At 44.4% G+C, this 19,878-nt stretch carries 18 protein-coding genes; 6 read left to right on the forward strand and 12 right to left on the reverse strand.

The genetic code is table 11. The features are described 5' to 3' along the window. Positions 1 to 48: 48 nt before the first annotated feature. The 3 genes from L1D31_RS06635 to tesA all read right to left on the reverse strand — a co-directional run bounded on the left by L1D31_RS06635 (position 49) and on the right by tesA (position 4,055). Positions 49 to 1,962 carry an EAL domain-containing protein gene (locus tag L1D31_RS06635; protein WP_239836256.1) on the reverse strand — a complete coding sequence of 638 codons (1,914 nt, stop codon included), beginning with the start codon at positions 1,960 to 1,962 and terminating at the stop codon, positions 49 to 51. Between the two features lie 229 nt (positions 1,963 to 2,191). After that, entirely contained in the window at positions 2,192 to 3,382 is a 1,191-nt protein-coding gene (gene fabV / locus L1D31_RS06640; RefSeq protein WP_239836257.1) for an enoyl-ACP reductase FabV, read from the reverse strand. A 73-nt stretch (positions 3,383 to 3,455) separates the two neighbouring features. Further along, entirely contained in the window at positions 3,456 to 4,055 is a 600-nt protein-coding gene (gene tesA, locus L1D31_RS06645) for a multifunctional acyl-CoA thioesterase I/protease I/lysophospholipase L1 (RefSeq protein ID WP_239836258.1), read from the reverse strand. On the opposite strand from tesA, the gene L1D31_RS06650 reads away from it, so the two are divergent. The 3 genes from L1D31_RS06650 (at position 4,054) to L1D31_RS06660 (ending at position 8,898) form a co-directional block, all read left to right on the forward strand. Then, positions 4,054 to 4,728, forward strand: a complete 675-nt coding sequence (locus tag L1D31_RS06650) for an ABC transporter ATP-binding protein (RefSeq protein WP_239836259.1) — start codon at positions 4,054 to 4,056, stop codon at positions 4,726 to 4,728. The two genes, tesA and L1D31_RS06650, sit on opposite strands and share 2 nt — an antisense overlap. Beyond that, positions 4,728 to 7,169, forward strand: coding sequence for an ABC transporter permease (locus tag L1D31_RS06655; protein WP_239836260.1), 2,442 nt, complete (start codon positions 4,728 to 4,730; stop codon positions 7,167 to 7,169). Before L1D31_RS06650 ends, L1D31_RS06655 begins: the two co-directional genes overlap by 1 nt. Positions 7,170 to 7,458: 289 nt before the next feature. Next, the gene (locus L1D31_RS06660; RefSeq protein WP_239836261.1) at positions 7,459 to 8,898 is read left to right on the forward strand and encodes an FAD-dependent oxidoreductase; all 1,440 of its coding nucleotides are present in this window, start codon (positions 7,459 to 7,461) and stop codon (positions 8,896 to 8,898) included. 48 nt (positions 8,899 to 8,946) lie between these two features. Here L1D31_RS06660 and L1D31_RS06665 read toward each other — a convergent pair whose 3' ends face one another. The 3 genes from L1D31_RS06665 to L1D31_RS06675 are packed head-to-tail and all read right to left on the reverse strand — an operon-like array spanning position 8,947 to position 11,335. Then, positions 8,947 to 9,879, reverse strand: coding sequence for a biotin-dependent carboxyltransferase family protein (locus L1D31_RS06665; RefSeq protein ID WP_239836262.1), 933 nt, complete (start codon positions 9,877 to 9,879; stop codon positions 8,947 to 8,949). After that, positions 9,876 to 10,583, reverse strand: a complete 708-nt coding sequence (locus L1D31_RS06670; protein WP_239836263.1) for a carboxyltransferase domain-containing protein — start codon at positions 10,581 to 10,583, stop codon at positions 9,876 to 9,878. The genes L1D31_RS06665 and L1D31_RS06670 overlap by 4 nt, the downstream gene beginning before the upstream one ends. Before the next feature lie 17 nt (positions 10,584 to 10,600). Next, the gene (locus L1D31_RS06675) at positions 10,601 to 11,335 is read right to left on the reverse strand and encodes a 5-oxoprolinase subunit PxpA (protein WP_239836398.1); all 735 of its coding nucleotides are present in this window, start codon (positions 11,333 to 11,335) and stop codon (positions 10,601 to 10,603) included. Positions 11,336 to 11,576: 241 nt separating this feature from the next. On the opposite strand from L1D31_RS06675, the gene galE reads away from it, so the two are divergent. Further along, a complete protein-coding gene (gene galE / locus L1D31_RS06680) occupies positions 11,577 to 12,593 on the forward strand; it encodes a UDP-glucose 4-epimerase GalE (RefSeq protein ID WP_239836264.1) in 1,017 nt (338 codons plus the stop codon). Positions 12,594 to 12,683: 90 nt separating this feature from the next. Here galE and L1D31_RS06685 read toward each other — a convergent pair whose 3' ends face one another. The 6 genes from L1D31_RS06685 to napF all read right to left on the reverse strand — a co-directional run bounded on the left by L1D31_RS06685 (position 12,684) and on the right by napF (position 17,265). After that, positions 12,684 to 12,821 carry a TIGR02808 family protein gene (locus tag L1D31_RS06685; protein ID WP_005473113.1) on the reverse strand — a complete coding sequence of 46 codons (138 nt, stop codon included), beginning with the start codon at positions 12,819 to 12,821 and terminating at the stop codon, positions 12,684 to 12,686. A gap of 12 nt (positions 12,822 to 12,833) precedes the next feature. Continuing rightward, positions 12,834 to 13,412 carry a NapC/NirT family cytochrome c gene (locus tag L1D31_RS06690; RefSeq protein WP_239836265.1) on the reverse strand — a complete coding sequence of 193 codons (579 nt, stop codon included), beginning with the start codon at positions 13,410 to 13,412 and terminating at the stop codon, positions 12,834 to 12,836. Positions 13,413 to 13,441: 29 nt separating this feature from the next. Continuing rightward, positions 13,442 to 13,897, reverse strand: a complete 456-nt coding sequence (locus L1D31_RS06695) for a nitrate reductase cytochrome c-type subunit (protein ID WP_239836266.1) — start codon at positions 13,895 to 13,897, stop codon at positions 13,442 to 13,444. Positions 13,898 to 13,966: 69 nt separating this feature from the next. Further along, positions 13,967 to 16,456 carry a periplasmic nitrate reductase subunit alpha gene (napA, locus tag L1D31_RS06700; protein ID WP_239836267.1) on the reverse strand — a complete coding sequence of 830 codons (2,490 nt, stop codon included), beginning with the start codon at positions 16,454 to 16,456 and terminating at the stop codon, positions 13,967 to 13,969. Further along, a complete protein-coding gene (locus L1D31_RS06705) occupies positions 16,453 to 16,767 on the reverse strand; it encodes a chaperone NapD (protein WP_239836268.1) in 315 nt (104 codons plus the stop codon). The genes napA and L1D31_RS06705 overlap by 4 nt, the downstream gene beginning before the upstream one ends. An 18-nt stretch (positions 16,768 to 16,785) precedes the next feature. Then, positions 16,786 to 17,265: a ferredoxin-type protein NapF gene (gene napF / locus L1D31_RS06710; protein ID WP_239836269.1), complete on the reverse strand. Its 480-nt coding sequence runs from the start codon at positions 17,263 to 17,265 to the stop codon at positions 16,786 to 16,788. Positions 17,266 to 17,511: 246 nt separating this feature from the next. Between napF and narQ the strand changes: the two genes are divergently transcribed. Together narQ and L1D31_RS06720 are read left to right on the forward strand one after the other, a co-directional pair. Then, positions 17,512 to 19,245, forward strand: coding sequence for a nitrate/nitrite two-component system sensor histidine kinase NarQ (gene narQ / locus L1D31_RS06715; RefSeq protein WP_239836270.1), 1,734 nt, complete (start codon positions 17,512 to 17,514; stop codon positions 19,243 to 19,245). Continuing rightward, positions 19,232 to 19,864: a response regulator gene (locus tag L1D31_RS06720; protein ID WP_239836271.1), complete on the forward strand. Its 633-nt coding sequence runs from the start codon at positions 19,232 to 19,234 to the stop codon at positions 19,862 to 19,864. Before narQ ends, L1D31_RS06720 begins: the two co-directional genes overlap by 14 nt. Positions 19,865 to 19,878: the final 14 nt, after the last annotated feature.

A 19,878-nucleotide genomic window follows, 5' to 3' on the forward strand; every position in this document is an offset into this window, starting at 1 on the left:
TGAAGGCGAGGATTATAAGAATCGCTCGCCACAGAGTAAAGGGTTAAGCTACTGATAAGTCATGTTGGTATGACTGGGGTAATTTTGGCTGAGCAAGCTGGTTTCAAACTCATCGCATGGCATAGGTTTGCCATAGAAGTAACCTTGCCCATATTCACAGCCTTCTTTAATGATAAAGCTCTCTTGACTTTCGCTCTCTATACCTTCAACAGTGACGGTTAAGTTGAGCTTTTTGGCAACATGAATGATTGACCTGACAATTTCTTTATCTTCCTCACTGTCGTCCAATTGCTGAACAAAGCTTCTATCAACTTTAATCGCGTCAAATGGAAACTTTTTCAAATAATTAAAGGAAGAATAACCAGTTCCAAAATCATCGAGCGATAGCGTTACACCTAGATTATTCAGAGCAAGTAAAGTATTTCGCGCAGTGACTTCATCATCAATTAAACCACTCTCAGTGATCTCAAGTTCTAGAAACTTAGCTGGAAGCTGGTAGGCGTTGAGCAGATCTTCAACTTGCTCGATAAAATGCGGGTTTTTAAGCTGTATCGCTGAAATATTAACGGCGATTTTAAAATCGTCCACATGTTCCATCCAATCAGCGGCTTTTTGAATAGCGGCTCGAAGTACGAAACTGCCAACTTCGAAGATCAGCCCGTTTTGCTCGGCCATATGGATAAGAGTTTCATTGGAAATATCACCCAGAATAGGATGACGCCACCTCAGTAGAGCTTCAGCGCCAGTCCATTTATGTGTCGTCGGTGACACTTTCGGTTGGAAGTAGAGCAATAAATCATCATTACGTACTGCTTGCAATAAATAGCTTTCCATCTGATTTATGTGCTTCTGAATATCAGCGATCGCTTGTGAGTAGTAACTGAATTTATGCCCTGAATCTTTACACGATTGCATCGCTTCAGAAGCGTACTTTAGTAAGTTTTTTGGGCAAAGTGTGTCGTTGGTGGTGCTGATTCCAATATACGCATTAAGGTGAAGAATATCGCCATCAATATCAAATTCAGATTGACTAACTTCGACCAGTAGATGGCTGAGAATGTTTAAGTCAACGTCGAGTTTAGATGATTCAATCAGTAATACTAAATTGGTGGAAGTAGGGCGAGCGATTAGAATCTGATACTGGCTTAAATCACCCAGCCTTTCTCGGTATTGAATTAATACATCTTCCCATGAACTGTAGCCATATTTTGACTGGATTCTGCGACCATTGGTAAAACCAATATGGATAGCTGCCGCCTGTAATGAAGGGCTGATTCCCACATCTTTAATAAAGTGTTCCGCTTCATGCTCAAGTGCGGAACGGTTTAAAAAACCAGTACCCAAGTCATGTCTTTGTTGGTAGCGAATTTTTTGTTCAGCGGCGCGCCGTTTATCTATCTCTTGATTCAGAGAGTAGTTGAGATCTACAAGATCCTGAGTGCGAGTATGTACTCTTGATTTGAGCTCTAAGTTGAGGTGTTTTAGCTTTTCATGCTGATAGAGTGTTTTTAGTTGTGATTCGATAGAGTCACGAAAACTTTCTATCAATTGCTGATAGGTCTCAGAAAAGTGGTTTTCTTTATTGTCGAGTACACAGATGGTGCCAAAAGTATCGCCATTCGGCCAGTTAATAGGAACACCACAGTAAGCCAGCATGCCAAACTTGATGTCTGGATTGTCTTGCCATGCAGGGTCTATCTCAGCGTTTGGTACAATAAGCTGACTTTGTTCATTGACAACGGTTTCACAGTACAGGCCTTGCCCCAGCGTTTCTGAATCACCCACACGATAGGGGTGGTTTCCATTGTTATTCGACGAAAAAACTTCAATATGTTGTGGGTAAATACGCATGATCAATGCGGTGGGTACTGACACAATCTCTGCGAGCAAGTCGACAATATTTTGCCAACCACTGGTCATTTCGTCAGGAATGACCAAGTTTGTAGTATTGATTTTTGACATACATTTTTTATCCCTGGCAGCTTAGCCTTCTAACCGGGCAATCCTAGCCCTTATGTTAATAATAGTCGCTATTTAGTAGGAAGCAGGAGAAGAGGCGTGCTTGGGAGACAACCTTCGTTCTTATTATTAAGAAAGGCAGATGCTACGTTTAAATAAACGCCCTGTCAGTAAGGCAGGGCGCTTGTTGTATGTGTGTTTCAAAAATAAGACAGACTTGGTAGGCGAATAATCAGCGCGTAAAATCACTTAAGTCAACGGGTTTGGTATAGTCTATTTCGCTGAATCCGAATCCGTTAATGTTCAAAAATTCTTGCTTAAAGCCCGCATAGTCACCAAGCTCTTTGAAGTTCTGACTGTTCATTTTTTCAAGCAACACACTCACTTGGCTCTGAATAGCTGGGCTCAGCTCCCAGTCATCCATTCTGATCAATCGCTCACTATCCAAAGGAATAAGGGAGCCTGAGTAGAGTTTCTCTCTGAAAAGGCGCTGCATTTGTTCAATACAGCCTTCATGAGTCCCTTCCTGTTTCATTACCCGATAAAGGGCGAGAATATACGGAGTGAGGCCGGGAATAAACACACTTGCTTTGGTTACCAGTGCTTTACACACCGTGGCATAGGCACCGCCACTGAAGTTTGCCATTTTAAGATTCAAAGCGTGACTGGTTTGGTGCAAATCGATTTTTGCTCGCCCGAGCGTTCCATCGAGATAGATTGCATGTGTCGACTCTGGGCCAATGTAAGAAAATGCAATAGTTTTACAGCCTTCAGCGATGGACTCTGCATTGATCAAGGCATCAATCCAGTTTTCCCAATCTTCTCCCCCCATCACTTTTAGCGTGGCTTCCGTTTCTTCTTCACTGGCTGAGTGAAGTGATGTTTCTACCCATTGATCGGTCTCCAAAGATACAGACGACCCTGAAACATCCTGCCCAATCGGTTTTATGGTCGAACGCCACATATCGTCACTATTGGGCTTTGGTCGAACACCACTTGCCAAACTATAAATAATTAAATCCACTTCACCTTCAAAATAGGTCTCAATGGCTTCAATCACTTCAGCTTTAGTTTGAGGTAAAAAAGCGTCACCTTGGATATTGATCGCAACACGGCCAGACTTTTGTGCGTGTTTTTGGAAGAAGATGTCATTGAAATAACCAGCAGAGCCTACTGATCTACTGGAGGGCCCTCGTTCGTATGAAACGGAAATGGTGTCTGCGTTTGCGCCACCGAAGGTGAGTGCTATGCGCGCTGCTAGACCAAGGCCAGAAGAACCACCAATGATAAGAACGCGTTTTGGCCCGCATTTTATTGGAGTGGCTTGTTGTGAATATTCGATTTGTTTTATTACTGAATGCTCGCATCCGGTTGGATGAGCGGTACGAGCAACAACGCCTTCAATCATGGGTTCTATGATCATGGAAACTTCCTTTTCAACACGGAGTTTCGTCACATTAACGTAAAGCTAGGTAAAGTTTATTGAGCTAGACCAATTAGAGGTGATTTAGTAATTCATTGGCGACAAATTCCGCAATCCATGGTTGAGCGATGTCCTTAGGGTGTAGGCCATCGTCCATCATCCATTCCGGTTTTGTAATTACTCCTTCCAAAAAGAAAGGAAGTAAGGGAACGTCAAGTCGCTCAGCCGTTGCAGGGTAAAGCGCTGAGAACGCCTGCGTATAGCGCTTACCATAATTAGGGAGTACGTGAATTTGCATCAATAGAGGTTCAGAACCTGCATCACGTACCATATTGATGAGTTGAGTTAAATTATTTTGAATCAGGCTTGGTGGGAAGCCTCGTAAACCATCGTTAGCACCAAGCTCGATCAAAACAGAGTCTGGCTGGTGTTCTTTGAGTAGTTTGGGCAGTCGAGCTAAGCCGTTACCTGTAGTGTCACCGGAAATACTGCCGTTAATAACGGTCAGATTTTTCCCTTTTTTAGACATGATGTCGGGTAACAATGTAGGCCATGCTTTTTCGATTGGCATCTGATAGCCTGCACTAAGACTGTCACCTAAAATCAAGAGTTTAGTCGCACTTGCTGGGTTAACGAAGAAAAGCACAAATACAAAGGAAAGTAGTCGAAACATGCATGCATCCGTAATTAAAGCTGAATCACTGTCCAAAGTAGTCTCTACTAATCAAGAGCAATTAACAATCCTAGAAAATGTAAATATTGACATTAAGGAAGCTGAAAGCGTCGCTATTGTTGGCACATCCGGCGCAGGTAAGTCTACGTTGATGACTCTGTTGGCTGGTCTAGATACACCAACGTCAGGTGATGTGCATTTACTAGGACGAACCCTCAATACTCTCAATGATGAGGAGAGAGCTGCGATTCGCAGTGAGTCGGTCGGTTTTGTTTTCCAAAGCTTTTTGCTTATTCCGAGCTTGAGTGCCTTGGAGAATGTCACTCTACCTTGTTTGCTGAAGGGAGAGAATGAAGATGTAGACAGAGCCAAAGCTTTGTTGACCTCTGTAGGCTTGGAGCACCGTATTCATCATTCTCCGTCTCAGCTATCTGGCGGTGAGCAACAGCGTGTGGCGTTGGCTCGAGCATTTATGGTGCAGCCAAAAGTGTTGTTTGCAGACGAGCCAACAGGAAACTTGGACCAGCAAACGGCTACTAAAGTCATTGAGCTACTGTTTGAGCTGAATAAACAGCACGGTACGACTCTAGTTTTGGTTACCCATGATATGAAGTTAGCTGAGCAGTGTGATCGCCGCATCCATATTCAAGCAGGGCATGTGGAGGAATCATAATGAGCTCGAGTTATTCTCCAACCTTAAATCGCAGGCTGTTTTCATGGAGTTTGAGTGAGATACGCCATGGGCAGCTATGGCCAGTTTCGATTGCTTTAACACTAATTATCGCCTGTATTTTTGCTTTGACAGCGCTTGCTGAACGAATGGAGCAGGTTGTGGTGAAACAAGGTAAAGAGGCGTTGACAGCAGATACTGTGTTCGCAACCGCAAATCCAATCCCGGATGTGCTCTATCAAGCAACCAATGAGGCAGGGTTGACCACTTCCACTCAAACTCGCTTTGCCACTATGGCATTTAGTGATCAAAGCATGAAGTTGATTACCGTGAAATCGGTAGACAGCGCATATCCTCTCAGAGGGGAAATGGTGCTATCGGATGACAATCAAAAGTACAAGGCGGTTAGCCCCGGTGAGTTGTGGTTAGATGAGCGGCTGTTTTCTCAACTTGAGGTTAATATTGGTGACAGTGTCACTGTTGGTGATGCTGATTTCACGGTTACGGGGCGTATTGTTGAAGAACCGGGACTTAGCTTTAATCCATTCCAGCAGATGCCGTCGGCATTCATTCACAATACAGATTTAGAAAAAACTGGGGCTGTTCAGCTAGGTAGCCGTGTCCGATACAGCTTGTATATCAATGGGGATGAGTCTGACATAGAGCAGGTAAAGCAAGCTATCGACTTAACTCCAAGTGATCGTTGGCGCGACCAAAATAGTGCTAGCCGAACCAATGAAGTATTCCAGCGTACTGAGCAGTACCTGTCACTCACGGTGGCGATTGTTGTTATCATGGCTGCGACAACGCTAGTGTTGACCTGCCAGCATTATGTTGCCACTCGCCGTAAAACAATATCGATGCTTAAAAGTCTCGGGGCAAGTAAACGTTGGATAGGGCGTTGGTTAGGTATTCAGGGCACTATCTTACTTAGCAGCGCTTCTGTGATTGGAGTGATAATTGGTATTGCACTTGAGTACTTACTGCGTATTCCACTTGTGGATTTATTACCAAACCCCTTGCCGAGTTATGGTCTTCAACCAGCGTTTCTTTCCATCATCACCAGTATTCTGATCGCAGTACCAGCACTCGGTATTCCTTTACTCAGTTTGCTGAATGTTAGTGCAATGGATGTCATGCAATCACAAGTAACGGCACAAAGAAGCCGCAAAACGGGTTGGCTGATCTTGGTTCCCATTGTGCCAATGTTATTCGTTTACAGAGAGAATACTTTGGTATGGATTGTACTGGGAGGGATGCTCGCTTTGTTTGTGACACTAGCAGCGGTGAGCTTGGTAGTGACCAGAATGCTTGGACGACTTCCGTTATCAACATCTTTCAAATTGGCGCTTAGCCGTATTAATCGATCTTCATTAGCTACAGGCATTCAGTTTGGTGCGTTAGCTCTTTCTCTGATGTTATTGGCGGTGATGTGGTTGGTTCGTACGGACTTGTTGTCAGATTGGCAAAAAACGATTCCTGAGAATGCGCCGAATGCTTTTGCGTTAAATATTGTTCCATATGAGAAAGAAGCCTACATAAGCGCGCTAGACGATCATCAAATTGAGCGTTCAGAAGCTTATCCGATCATAAGAGGCCGTTTAACGGAAATAAATGGTGAAGATGCTAAAGATAAGGCGCAAGGCGAAGAAGGCAGTGATGTACTACGCCGAGAAATTAATTTTACCTTCGGTAAAGAAAACCCTGAGCATAACATCATCTTGCAAGGGGAATGGACTGACCGCAATGGCGTTTCAGTAGAATCGGATGTCGCAGAAGACTTTGGACTTCAAATTGGTGATCAACTTACGTTTGTGATCAATAGTCAAGTCGTGAAGGCGAACGTCAACAGTATTCGTCATGTTGAATGGCGAGATATGAAGCCTAACTTCTATTTTATATTCACTCCAGACGTTTTAATGAATATTCCTGCAACGTATTTGGTGAGTTTCAGAGTGGAGGAGCAGCACAATGGTGTCCTTAATGAGCTATCAAGAAGTCACCCAACAGTGAGTCTAATGGATATTCGCAGTATGGGTGCGAAAATTCAGGAGCTACTTACACAAATCGTTTGGTCAATTACTGTGTTAGCCGCGTTAGGTGTTATTGCTGGTGTGCTGTTAATCTTCACTTTGCTACGTCTCAGTTTGGGTCAGAGACAATCGGAAATACAGTTGTATCGAACGTTAGGAGCAAGTAAAAAGCGGGTTACTCGAACCATTTGGGCTGAATATGGATTAATGGCTCTTGTGGCAGGTTTGATCGCAACAATCGGTGCGGAGGCAGTGGTAGGGGGGATTATGTCATTTGGTTTTGATCTTTCTCCCAACTTGCATTTTTCACTCTGGTTTGCACTTCCTTTGGTGACTTTTTGCACACTTGCATTGGTTGTGAACAGCCTAATAAAACGGCTGCTAGTCCCTATAAATAAAGAGTTTAGCTAACTCATCAGTGGCTAAGTTATCCAGTTATCCACAAAAACAGTGGATAAAGTTTGGGATAACTTAGCCTGTAGATAACTCCCCATTTCCTCCAAAGCCAATAAGCATAATGTTTAGAGGATTCTTGTTATTCACAGTGACAATTTTTCTTCTTTCCACAAGATATGAGTCAAGCGTTTTTTTTCATTTTTTTTACTTGAAATTGTCATATTTATCCCCTTCAAAAAATGTGATTTTATTGGGCGCGCAAACTCAGTAAAATGTGCTGAGAATGAATAAATTAGCAACATAAATGCAGTCTGAAAAAACGAAAGTGGATACGCCTTCTGTCGCTGTGATCGGTGGGGGCATCGCGGGTTCGACCGCTGCCTTGCATCTGGCAGAAATCGGTATAAATGTTGTGTTGCTGGAAAAAGGCAAAACTTTAATCAGTGGGCCACCCATTTGTCATTTGCATGCTGGTGGAAATTTGTACAGAGAAATTTCCACCTCACAATGCATTGAGCTGTTGGAACAGTCCATCGAATCCGTACGTCTTTATCCACATACTATCAATCGTCGCCCAACCGTCATTGCTGTGCCATACAGTGATGGTGGTAGCCCAGATGAATTGTATGAGAGGTTAATCACGATACAGCGATGCTATCAGGAGTTGGTCGATTTAGATCCGGCGAATGAAGTGCTCGGTGCCCCATCAGACTATTACAAGTTTTATGGTCGAGAAGAACTGGAAGTGTTAGCGACACTTAATCAACCGAGCCAGCCAAGCAATGTGGATGATTGGATGATACCGTTTGCTAAATCTGCTGATTTAGACTCGCTCAAGTTTCCAGTCGTTGCAGTGCAGGAGCATGGTTGGAGTGTATTTCGAATCGCTGCATCTGCAACATTAGCATTGGAGTCGATCCCCAACTGCCAGTTGCTGACAGAGTCACAAGTTATAGGCCTCGAAAACACAAACCGTGGCTGGAAACTGGAATACATCAGCGCTAATGGTGTAACCAGCGTTTTGGAAGTGGACTATTTAGTCAACGCATGCGGTTATGAGACGGGAAGCATCGATGATCTTGCTCAAACTCCGCGCAATCGACTCGTTGAATTCAAAGCTGCTTATGTAACGCGCTGGGATGATTGCTGTGAGCTGTGGCCTGAGGTGATTTTCCACGGTCCAAGGGGAACTCCAAATGGAATGGCTCAACTGACTCCTTACCCTAACGGCATTTTCCAACTCCACGGAATGACGAAAGATATTACCTTGTTTGATGATGGCTTGGTGGCCTCAGGAGAAGAGTCGTCGCAGCCTACATTACCACTCAGGCTCCGGCGTAAGATTCAACAGGGCTGGGATGAAGAGGTGGTTCTATCAAGAACACGCCGAGCCATTGAACACATGGCGAAATTTGTGCCTAGCTATGGGAAGGCTCATGAGTTTGGTACGCCTCTTTTTGGGGCCCAACAAATCCCAGGTTCTGATGAAACACTGCGCGCTGCTGACGTGACTTTTGAAGGGCGGAACTACGCGAGGATCGAAGTTGTTAAAGGTTCTTCTGCACTTGAAGCGGCTAATAAACTGGTTGAAGAGTGGAAGTTGTTTGACTATCAAGGAATGGCGATCGAAGCGTTGCACCCTGTCAGTATGGCGCTCAAACCTGAGGATATCGAATCAAAAGCGGAACAGTTAGCGACCTTGCGGAATTACCCAAAGGAATTGGCTAACGTGTACGGTCAATAGTCAGAAAGCTCCCGAGATTGGGAGCTTTGACGTTGTCTTGAAGATAGACTAGTAGCCAAAGAACTTTGCCCATTGGCACCATACGTCCTGTAAGCCTAATAGGTCACCCCTGACGAATCTAACCTTCTGCCCAGGCTTCGCTTGTGCAAGGCGAGGTAGATCAATCCGAGCGACACAGCCAATTTTCGGGTATCCGCCGATAGTCTGTCTGTCATTGAGAAGCACGATGGGCTCACCATTCGGTGGGATTTGGATTGCTCCTAAAGCAATGCCTTCACTAAGATATTCTTTGTCTGGTGGAATGACTTTGCTATCGCATAGTCGATAACCCATGCGATCTACCAATTGGCTGACTGTGAATTCTTGATTGTACAGTGAGCTAACGGCATCCTTGGAAAAGTCATTGATTTGATATCCTTCTATGACTCTTAGTTCAAGGGGAAGGTTATAGTCAGGTTTGTACCGAAACGTCATTTGTAGAGGCTTCGCTCTCACATCATGGGGCTTAAAGCCAATGACTTCTCCTGCTTGTACGGGGTTTCCTGACTGACTGCCACCTAGCTGATCTCGAGTGACGGTAGCGCAGCTTCCAAGCTGAGGTGTGACAGTAAAGCCTCCTTTGATTGCGAGGTAAGCCCTTAGCCCGTTTTTTGGTAAGGAAAAGGTCAGAGTTTGCCCTTGGCGAGCAACGAATGTTGACCAATTTTCGAGAGGCTTACCATCAAGTCGAGCATTAAGGTCTCCGCCTGCTATGGACATTTCGCATTTAGAGTGAATAAGAAACTCCGCCTGACCTAGTGTGATTTCAAGAGAAGCGCAATTAGTGGTGTTACCAAGCAGATGATTAGCCCAACTATATGCGTAGTCATCTACTGGGCCACCTTGAGTAATCCCCAAATGTGCCAGACCAAATCTACCGAAATCCTGAATGAGCGTTTGTTGCCCTGGCTTTACGACGGTAATTGCGTGGTTGATCATCATTGCCACCCCTTAGTGATCTCTCCACCTAGGCGGAGAAACTCTTTTTCCGAAATCGGTCTAAAACGTACTTTAGTGCCTATTGAAAAGGGCAAAATGGGTGAGTTTTTGGGAGTATAAAGATCAAGTGGACAATTACCTATGATGTTCCATCCCCCCGGAGATTCAGCAGGATAAACAGCGGTATTAGAATTGGCAATCCCTACGCTGCCTTTTGGTAACTTCACCCTTGGAGAAGGCTTCCTCGGTAAACGAAGGGAGTCTGCGACGGAAGTTAAAAAGGCGAAGCCGGGGGCAAAACCAATCGCACCCACTGTATATTCATGGGTCGTGTGCAGATCTATGATTTCTTCTAAGCTTAAGCCTTTTGCATAGTAATCCTGTAAGTCAGGACCCACATCATCATGGTAGTAGATCGGGAGCTCAATATGCTGTGACTCAACATCATCAGGAAGGGCTTTGATTGCCTCAGTGACCAGTTTTTCTAGGTAAGGGACAAATTCGAAAATTGAGACCCTATGCGGTAAGTAATCAATTAAGATTGAATCAAAGGAAGGGGTGACATTCATAATCATCGCTCCCAATTGATTGGTGAGATAGTGACTTATTTCACCAATGAGGAGTGACAGTTTATGGCTAGGTTCTGCTTCAAAGTGGATGAGTATCGAGCACTCAGCAACAGGGTCGACAGATGTCTCTATATTCACTCGACAGTCTCCTTGCGTTAAAGGATGTTTCGTATTTTTTGAATCATAGTGATGGCTTGTTGATTATCGCCATGGACACAAATCGTGTCGGCTTCAATGGGGATGAGAAAGCCGTCAATTGTGCGTACTTTTCCGTAGTGGACGATTTGGCGGACCTGGTCGAGTATATCTTCCTCTCTATGTAACACTGAACCGGTCATCGAGCGTGGAGAAAGTGAACCATTTGATAAGTAAGATCTATCCGCAAAAGCTTCAAACAGGACAGGAAGTTCATACTTATCAGCGATCTCCAAATGTCTTTCGTTATCATTGAATGCAAGCATCATTAAAGGTACGTCAAAGCAAGAGACAGCGTCAGCGATAGCATCAAAAATCGACATATCGCGCATCATGTCATTGTAGAGCGCACCATGAGGTTTGACGTAGTTCAGTTGGACATTTTGGCTTTCCGCTAAGGATTTCAGCGCCCCCACTTGATAGATTAGCATGTTGGTGATTTCGTCCGTTGCCATCGGTATTGAACGTCGACCAAAACCTTGCAAATCAGGATAACTTGGGTGGGCGCCGATCTGAACATCATGTTCAATAGCCAACTTAATGGTTTGTGACATGATCTGTGGGTCGGAGGCATGAAAGCCGCAGGCGATATTTGCCATGTCGATCCAGGGCATCACAGCTTTATCGTTCCCCATTTTCCATGAGCCAAAGCTTTCACCCATATCGCAATTAAGAGTCATCGAGCGTTTTGTCATTGCTTCCATTCCGCTATTTCTTATCCTTTCAACATCTTATAAAAATAACAAACAATCAATGATCCATTTCATTATTTCAGGAACAAAAAACAGTTTAGCGTGTTTAATACAGAACATTTGATGTTCATGTATCGCTTAGTGGGAGGGAAGACAGTTAGACAAGCTTGATTCTCATTAATAAGCTATATTTTAATTCTCATATTCGTTAATATTTGGCCAAATTAATCAGAAGGTTAGTAATATGAATGTCTTGGTTACAGGTGGCATGGGGTATATAGGCAGCCACACATGTATTCAAATGATTGAAGCAGGAATGACACCTGTTCTTTTTGATAATCTGTACAACAGTAAAAGATCTGTTTTGGGCAGAATCAAGCAGGTGACAGGGACAGTACCGTCTTTTATCGAAGGTGACATTCGGGATAAAAAAAAGTTGGTGTCGGTTTTAAAAGAACACCAAATTAGAGCCGTCATCCACTTTGCAGGTTTGAAGGCGGTGGGGGAATCCGTAGAAAAACCGCTCGAATATTACGATAACAATGTAAACGGTACATTAGTACTGGTTGACGCTATGCGCGAAGCCGGCGTGAAATCAATCGTCTTCTCTTCTTCTGCTACTGTCTATGGTGATCCTGCTAGTGTGCCTATTACAGAAGATTTTCCTACCAGTGCGACCAATCCTTACGGCCGTAGCAAACTAATGGTTGAACAGTGCCTGACTGATTTTCAAAAAGCGAATCCAGATTGGAGTATTACATTACTTCGCTATTTTAATCCGGTAGGCTCACATCCCTCTGGAAACTTAGGCGAGGATCCGCAAGGTATTCCCAACAATCTGATGCCATTTGTTTCACAGGTCGCGGTTGGAAGACGTGAATGTTTGTCTGTCTTCGGTGGTGACTATCCGACTAAAGATGGTACTGGCGTTCGTGATTATATTCATGTCATGGATCTCGCTGATGGTCATGTTGCTGCGCTTAGGAAAGTTGGTCAAAAGGATGGTTTGCATATCTATAACCTAGGAACGGGTAATGGTTACAGCGTGCTAGAAATGGTCAAAGCGTTCGAAATCGCATCAGGTAAGCAAGTGCCTTACCAAATCGTTGCACGCCGTCCCGGGGATATTGCAGAGTGCTGGGCTGATCCTGCAAAAGCAATGAAAGAGTTGGATTGGAAAGCAGAGAGAACATTGGAAGAAATGACAACGGATACTTGGCGTTGGCAGTCCAATAACCCACAGGGCTACCCAGACTTTTAGTCTTACCGCTCGCTAAAAAACAAAGCCACCGTTTCCGGTGGCTTTTTTACGCATTATACAAATTAGGCAAAATTTAAAATGCGAGTGAAGTTAATCGACCTCTTTGTCTTTACCAAGCGATAGTAGCCAAATCGAGATGGCAGCGACGACAGCAAATCCAGACAAAATAATGAATGGCATGGCGCCATAGCCAAGAATATGCCAGATAACGGATTCTAAAGTACTCATATCTCAGTGCTCCTATTGCCAGCCTTCAACGCCGTGCATGTCAGGAAGTTTATGTGCGATACCTTTGTGGCAATCGACACATGTTTTCTCTCCTGATGCTAGCGCGGTTGAGTGTTGCTTCGCACTACGTTCGCCTTGTTCTGAAAAATCCATGAACTCAAATTCGTGACAGTTTCGACACTCCAAGGAGTCATTTTTCTTAAATCTAGCCCACTCACGTTCGGCTAGGTGAGCGCGCCGCTCTTGGAATTTTTCAGGTGTATCGATAGTCTTTGTCACAAAGTGAGCGAATAGCTCTTTTGAAGCTTGAACTTTTCGTACGATTTTATCCGTCCATTCGTGTGGCACGTGACAGTCTGAACAGATAGCCCTTACTCCAGAACGGTTGGAGTAGTGAATAGTCTCTTGAATTTCAGCGACGATAGGCGCGTGACAACCGGAACAGAATTCTTCTGTATTGGTTGCTTCCATGCCTGTGTTAAATGCGCCCCAAAATAGAAGACCACCAGCAAAGCCCATGAATAAAACTACACCGACGGCAGTTTTACTAGGGGATGCTAATCTCTTCCAAAACGCTTTCAATAATTTCATAGATAGCCTCTTACTTACTCGCGTATCACTTATTTAAGTGAATCGACACTCTTGAACTCATTTTCAACAAGCGGCTGAGCGTTTGCTTGCGGAACGTGACACTGAAGACAGAAATAACGGCGAGGAGACATATCTGCTAACACAGCGTCTTCGCGGTTTATGTAGTGCGTGACACTGATCTTAGTTGCGCCCATCTCTTTTGCATTTTTCCAACTGTGGCAAGAAAGACATTTGTTTGCATTCAAAGAGACTTCGTAACCACGGATGTTATGTGGGATCAGCGGTGGCTGATAAACGTAGCTGCTATCTAGTGCCTGTTCACGAGGGTATTTTTTGAAATCGTCAGCAGGGCGAGTTGTTTCTAGCTCACTGGCACCACGTAGTGATTCCAAGCCGCCAATACCACCCGGGTTTTCTAACTCGGCAACGGCAGCTCCACTGATTAAAGCACCAACAGATAACAGTGCAATAAGTAATTTTTTCATCTTACATTCTCCGCCTTATGGCTTAATTCTTATCTGTGGTCGCCCTATGGGCGACCAACACATTCTGGTTTATGCAACTTTAGTGATCTTGACTGGACACTTCTTAAAGTCTGTCTGCTTGGACAGAGGGTCAGTCGCGTCAAGGATCAGTTTGTTGATCAGGATGCGTGCATCAAAGAATGGTACGAATACCAAGCCTTTAGGTGGGCGGTTACGGCCACGTGTTTCAACACGAACACGCACTTCACCACGTTTGTTGGCAATCAGTACTTCTTCTCCACGGCGAACACCACGAGCTTTAGCATCTTCTGGATGCATGTAACACACGGCATCAGGTACTGCTTTGTAAAGTTCAGGTACACGGCGCGTCATTGTGCCAGTATGCCAGTGCTCTAATACTCGACCTGTACATAGCCAGAGATCAAACTCTGAATCAGGCACTTCCGGTGGCGCTTCATATGGCGCAGAGATAATCAGTGCTTTGCCATCTGGTTTGCCATAAAAGTCCCAACCACTACCTGCTTTTGCATAAGGATCAGAACCTTCTTTGTAACGCCATAGGGTTTCTTTACCATCCACAACAGGCCAGCGTAGACCGCGAACTTGGTGGTAAACATCGTAAGGTGCCAAATCATGACCATGCCCACGACCAAAGGCTGCATACTCTTCGAATAAGCCTTTTTGTACGTAGTAACCAAAGTGATGAGCGTCATCATTAAGTTCACGTGCTTCTTCGATAGGGAATTTGTTTACGACACCATTTGCAAATAGCATGTCGTACATGGTTTTACCACGGTACTGAGGTGCTTTAGCCAGTTGTTCTTCTGTCCACACTTCTTCCATCTTGAAGCGTTTAGAGAACTCCATCACTTGCCATAAGTCAGATTTTGCTTCGCCAACGGTATCTACCTGCTGGTACCAAGCCTGAGTACGACGCTCAGCGTTACCATAGGCGCCTTCTTTTTCAATCCACATTGCAGTTGGAAGGACTAAGTCAGCAGCTTGGGCTGTTGCAGTTGGGTAAGGATCAGAACATACGATGAAGTTTTCTGGGTTACGATAACCTGGCAAACGCTCGCCGTTAATGTTTGGACCGGCTTGCATATTGTTGTTACACATTACCCAATATGCATTCAACTTACCGTCGCGAAGCATGCGATCTTGAAGCACAGCGTGGAAGCCAGGTTTTGGAGGGATGACGCCATCAGGAATATTCCAGATGCCTTCTGCAATCTTACGGTGTTTAGGGTTAGCAACGACCATGTCCGCAGGTAGGCGGTGTGCAAAGGTACCAACCTCACGCGCTGTACCACATGCAGATGGCTGACCAGTTAGTGAGAATGGGCTGTTACCCGGAGTTGCAATCTTACCTGTAAGAAGGTGGATGTTGTAAATCAAGCTATTCATCCACACACCACGAGTATGTTGGTTCATACCCATAGTCCAAAGAGACATTACCTTCGTATCTGGATCTGCGTATTGCTTGGCTAGCTCAACGAGTTTCTCTTCAGAAACACCAGAAAGTTCGGCTGTCTTCTCTAGCGTGTATGGCGCAACCGATTTTTTGTATTCCTCAAAAGAGATAGAAGACATAGCGCCAGAGTTAGGATTCGCCGCTGCCATTTGGATTGGGTCGTCGTCGCGAAGACCGTAACCGATATCTGTGGTTGCTTGCTTGAAGTTAGTGTGCTTGTTAACGAAATCCCAATTCACTGCATCATTTTCAATGATGTAGTTGGCAATGAAGTTAGCGATAGCTAAGTCTGACTGAGGTTCGAAAATATAACCTTTGTCTGCAAGCTCAAAAGAACGGTGGTAGTACGTAGACAGTACATTCACCTTAACGTGTGGGTGGCTTAGACGGCGGTCAGTAATACGAGTCCACAAAACAGGGTGCATTTCGGCCATGTTTGAGCCCCAAAGCACGAAAGAGTCAGCGTTTTCGAAGTCATCGTAACAGCCCATAGGCTCATCAATACCGAAAGTACGCATGAAAGCGCCAACAGCAGAAGCCATACAGTGACGTGCATTTGGATCAATGTTGTTCGAACGGAAGCCGGCTTTCATCATTTTTGCTGCCGCATATCCTTCCATGACAGTCCACTGGCCAGAACCGAACATACCTACGCTAGTAGGACCTTTGTCTTTAAGGGCTTGTTTCCATTTCTCTGCCATGGTGTCAAATGCGACGTCCCAAGAAACAGGAGTGAAGTCACCATCTTTATGATACTTACCATCTTTCATACGCAGTAGTGGCTGCGTTAGACGGTCTTGTCCATACATGATCTTAGAGAGGAAGTAGCCCTTGATACAGTTCAGGCCTTTGTTTACTGGTGCTTCTGGGTCACCTTGCGTAGCTACCACTTTGCCGTTTTGTGTACCTACAAGAACGGAACAGCCAGTACCACAGAAACGACAAGGTGCTTTGTCCCATGTGATTTTTGTTTGGTCTGAGCTAGCAATCAGGTTGGTAGCAGAAGCTGGTAGAGTGATACCTGCGACCGCTGCTGCTGATGCTGCTGCGTTTGCTTTCACAAACGCACGTCTTGTCATCTTCATACTTCACCCTCGGTTTGGGAATATTGAGTTCCAGTGTTTTTATTTTTTGATTCGTCTTCTTCTAGCTCAGTTTCAATTTGGTGGTAGACCAGTACTGTGCTCAAAACGTTCGGTAAGTTGTTAATAGCTTCGATAGTGTCAGTAATGAATCCCTGGTTTTCGGTTTCCAAAACAACAACAATTTTGCCTTCTGGACTGTCACCATAGATCTCTGCATTGTCGTATGCTTCGATCTGAGACTTAATCTCGGTCAGGTGTTCAGGAGAAACATGAACCACTAAGCTAGAAATATGCACTTCGTTAAGTGACATAGATATCTTCCGTTCTTATTAAAAATTGCTCACATTGATGGATGAAATAGGGCACACAGAAACACATGCGCCACAGCCGTTACACTCATCAAGGTTTAAAATGGGTTGTGCTACTTTGCCAACTTCTAATTTGAATGTGATTGCCATGGGCTCGCACATATCGCCACAAGTACGACAATCAACGTTTTGTTTTGCTAAACAGCCCTCGTTAATAGTAGCTTTCGCTCCCCAAGGTTGCTCAGTTTTTGGGTTAAACAAGGGTTCAGGACAGGCGTCTGCACATTGATAACAAAAGGTGCATTCATCGACAGAAAAATCGACTTGAGGAAAACCGCCATCCCCTTTAACTATGATTTGAGTTTCGCAAGCGTCTACGCACTTGCCACATCGTGTGCACTGGTCAGTGAAAAAAGCAGGCTGTGATAGCCAAGGCAGATACAGTTCGTTATCTTCCAGCTTCTTTCTTGAGAAAAAACGTCTTTTTGAAAGGTCGACCACTTCGCTACCTAAAGTTGATGAAACCTAAACTAACCATAGCTCACATTTCTTATTAATAATTTGTCATTTAACCTCACACAAATTGTAGTTTTTGACATATTTGTATAAATACCCCTTAGGGGTTAAATAGAGGTGCTTCTTGTTTTAGATCAATAAATTCCGGAACATTTGATCAGATATTGTCTTCGTCAATATATAAAACTATAAATAGTGATATGGCGCCAAAAGGCGTGTGCAGGAGAGTGAGTGTTTAAAAGTGTGAAGAAATCGGTGACGAGTACGATTGCGAAAGCGATGGTGCTCATTTTGTCGTTATCGATAGCAACAACTAGCTTTGCGATCATTACCTTAGCGTCGAGTTTAAATGACGCGGAAGCGGTGAACGTTGCAGGTTCGATGCGTATGCAAAGCTACCGGCTAGCGCACGACATTCAGATCATGTCAGTCGACTATGCGGCGCATATAGAGATGTTTGAGCGCTCGATCTACTCACCTTCCATGAAAGCGCTTCAAAGCTGGACAGTTCCTGAAGACATAACGCACGACTATTACCGTTTGATTATCCGATGGCATGAACTCAAGGAAGTACTCGGTAGTCATGACAGAGAACGCTATCTCATTCTTGTAGCAGGTTTTGTTAATCAAATAGATGCCTTTGTGTATAAACTGCAAAGCTTCTCTGAACAAAAGTTGATCAAGCTGGCTTGGGCTGGCGGTATGGGCCTAGGTGGGATACTGATTGTCAGCATCTTTGTCGTTCATTACATCCGCAAGCAAATCGTTAAGCCTCTTAATGCCCTGGTGACGGCAAGCGAGCAGATACAGTCTCGCTCATTTGATGTATCTCTGAATGTTTCGAGTGATAATGAAATGGGTATCCTCACCCGAACCTTTAATAACATGGCGGCCGATCTGGGTAAGTTATATCGGGGCTTGGAGCATGCTGTTAATGAAAAGACTCAAAAGCTTCAGCATGCTAATGACTCACTTGAAGTACTTTATAGCTCATCACAGGAGCTGACGGCTTCACGAATTACTCAAGAGAACTTTGAAGCTATATTGAAGCACCTAGCAAGCCTTGAAGGTATTCGAGCTGTGCGCTTAGAAATCCGAGAAGCGGGTGAGAAAGCGCTGATTTTGAATGAAGGTGAAGAGTGCTCTGGGTGTGACTCGGAATGCCAGCAAAAGACGCTGTCTCTTGATGGGCAAGAACTAGGGACCCTGTATTGGAAAGTGGCACTACCTTGCCCAGACCCAGCTTTGATTGACAACTTTGTCCAGATCATTTCCCGAGCGATTTACTATAACCAAGCTCAGCGTCAGGCCGAGCAACTTCTATTAATGGAAGAGCGGGCAACAATTGCACGTGAGCTTCATGATTCACTGGCTCAAGCGCTTTCGTATCTGAAGATTCAGGTCTCATTGCTCAAGCGAAGTATGGGTAAATTGCCAGAATCACCACAGCTGGAAAAAACACAGCCAATTTTACTGGAACTCGATACAGGGCTTTCTTCGGCTTATACTCAGTTGAGAGAACTCTTAACAACTTTCAGGCTGACGATTAAAGAGGGTAGCTTTGGTGTAGCTTTGCAAGAAATGACCGAGCAACTTGGTGAACAGACAGAATCGGCTATTGTGTTGAGTAACGAGCTGTCTTCGATTGAGATGGATGCCAACCAACAAGTGCATTTATTGCAGTTGATACGTGAAGCAACCATCAATGCAATTAAGCATGCTCAAGCTTCAACGATAGAAATTAGATGCTGTGAGAGCGACACCGCCGTTACCGTGTCAGTGAAAGATAATGGTGTGGGTTTCGACAAGGGTGTTGAAAAAGTAAACCACTACGGTTTGAACATTATGCAGGAGCGAGCTTCGCGTCTGAATGGCCAGTTACAAGTGATAACTGCTTTACATTCTGGCTGTGAAATTTTATTAGAATATCCAAAGACTAAGGAACAAAACATTGACAGAGTGTAGAGTATTGCTGGTGGATGACCATCCACTAATGAGACGAGGTATTCATCAGCTATTAAGCTTTGAAGATGAGTTCACTGTTGTTGCTGAAGCAAGTAACGGTACCGACGCAGTTGCGCAAAACCATGAGCACAAGCCGGACCTAATCCTATTGGATCTCAACATGAAAGGTATGTCTGGACTTGATACTCTTAATGCTCTGCGTGCGGATGACTGTGATGCCACAGTCGTGATTCTTACGGTCTCGGATAGTCCTGCAGATATTGAAGCGATTGTAAAGGCAGGGGCTGATGGCTATTTATTGAAAGATACAGAGCCGGATGAATTGGTGGAGTTACTTAAATATTCATTACAGGGTAACAAGGCCTACAGTAAAGAAGTAGCGAAGTACCTTGTTGATAGAGAAAACATGACGAATGTTTTTGATGAATTGACCGATCGAGAAATGCAAATCTTAAGAGAAGTAGCTAAGGGATATAGGAATAAACAAATCGCTGACAACCTATTTATCTCTGAGTCGACTGTAAAGGTACATATGAAGAGTTTACTCAAAAAGTTAAAAGTACCGTCCCGTACAGCGGCAACAGTATTGTATCTAGAACGTTATGGCGAGATTAAATAGTTAGTTCGAATTCA

It is taken from the genome of Vibrio sp. Isolate23, assembly GCF_022398095.1.
In the GTDB taxonomy this organism is placed as follows: domain Bacteria; phylum Pseudomonadota; class Gammaproteobacteria; order Enterobacterales; family Vibrionaceae; genus Vibrio; species Vibrio coralliilyticus_A.

Coding starts and splice junctions, on each gene's coding strand:
- L1D31_RS06635 (WP_239836256.1), bottom strand. CDS start 1,962: ATGTCAAAAATCAATACTACAAACTTGGTCATTCCTGACGAAATGACC.
- fabV (WP_239836257.1), bottom strand. CDS start 3,382: ATGATCATAGAACCCATGATTGAAGGCGTTGTTGCTCGTACCGCTCAT.
- L1D31_RS06650 (WP_239836259.1), top strand. CDS start 4,054: ATGCATGCATCCGTAATTAAAGCTGAATCACTGTCCAAAGTAGTCTCT.
- tesA (WP_239836258.1), bottom strand. CDS start 4,055: ATGTTTCGACTACTTTCCTTTGTATTTGTGCTTTTCTTCGTTAACCCA.
- L1D31_RS06655 (WP_239836260.1), top strand. CDS start 4,728: ATGAGCTCGAGTTATTCTCCAACCTTAAATCGCAGGCTGTTTTCATGG.
- L1D31_RS06660 (WP_239836261.1), top strand. CDS start 7,459: ATGCAGTCTGAAAAAACGAAAGTGGATACGCCTTCTGTCGCTGTGATC.
- L1D31_RS06665 (WP_239836262.1), bottom strand. CDS start 9,879: ATGATGATCAACCACGCAATTACCGTCGTAAAGCCAGGGCAACAAACG.
- L1D31_RS06675 (WP_239836398.1), bottom strand. CDS start 11,335: ATGACAAAACGCTCGATGACTCTTAATTGCGATATGGGTGAAAGCTTT.
- galE (WP_239836264.1), top strand. CDS start 11,577: ATGAATGTCTTGGTTACAGGTGGCATGGGGTATATAGGCAGCCACACA.
- L1D31_RS06685 (WP_005473113.1), bottom strand. CDS start 12,821: ATGAGTACTTTAGAATCCGTTATCTGGCATATTCTTGGCTATGGCGCC.
- L1D31_RS06690 (WP_239836265.1), bottom strand. CDS start 13,412: ATGAAATTATTGAAAGCGTTTTGGAAGAGATTAGCATCCCCTAGTAAA.
- L1D31_RS06695 (WP_239836266.1), bottom strand. CDS start 13,897: ATGAAAAAATTACTTATTGCACTGTTATCTGTTGGTGCTTTAATCAGT.
- napA (WP_239836267.1), bottom strand. CDS start 16,456: ATGAAGATGACAAGACGTGCGTTTGTGAAAGCAAACGCAGCAGCATCA.
- L1D31_RS06705 (WP_239836268.1), bottom strand. CDS start 16,767: ATGTCACTTAACGAAGTGCATATTTCTAGCTTAGTGGTTCATGTTTCT.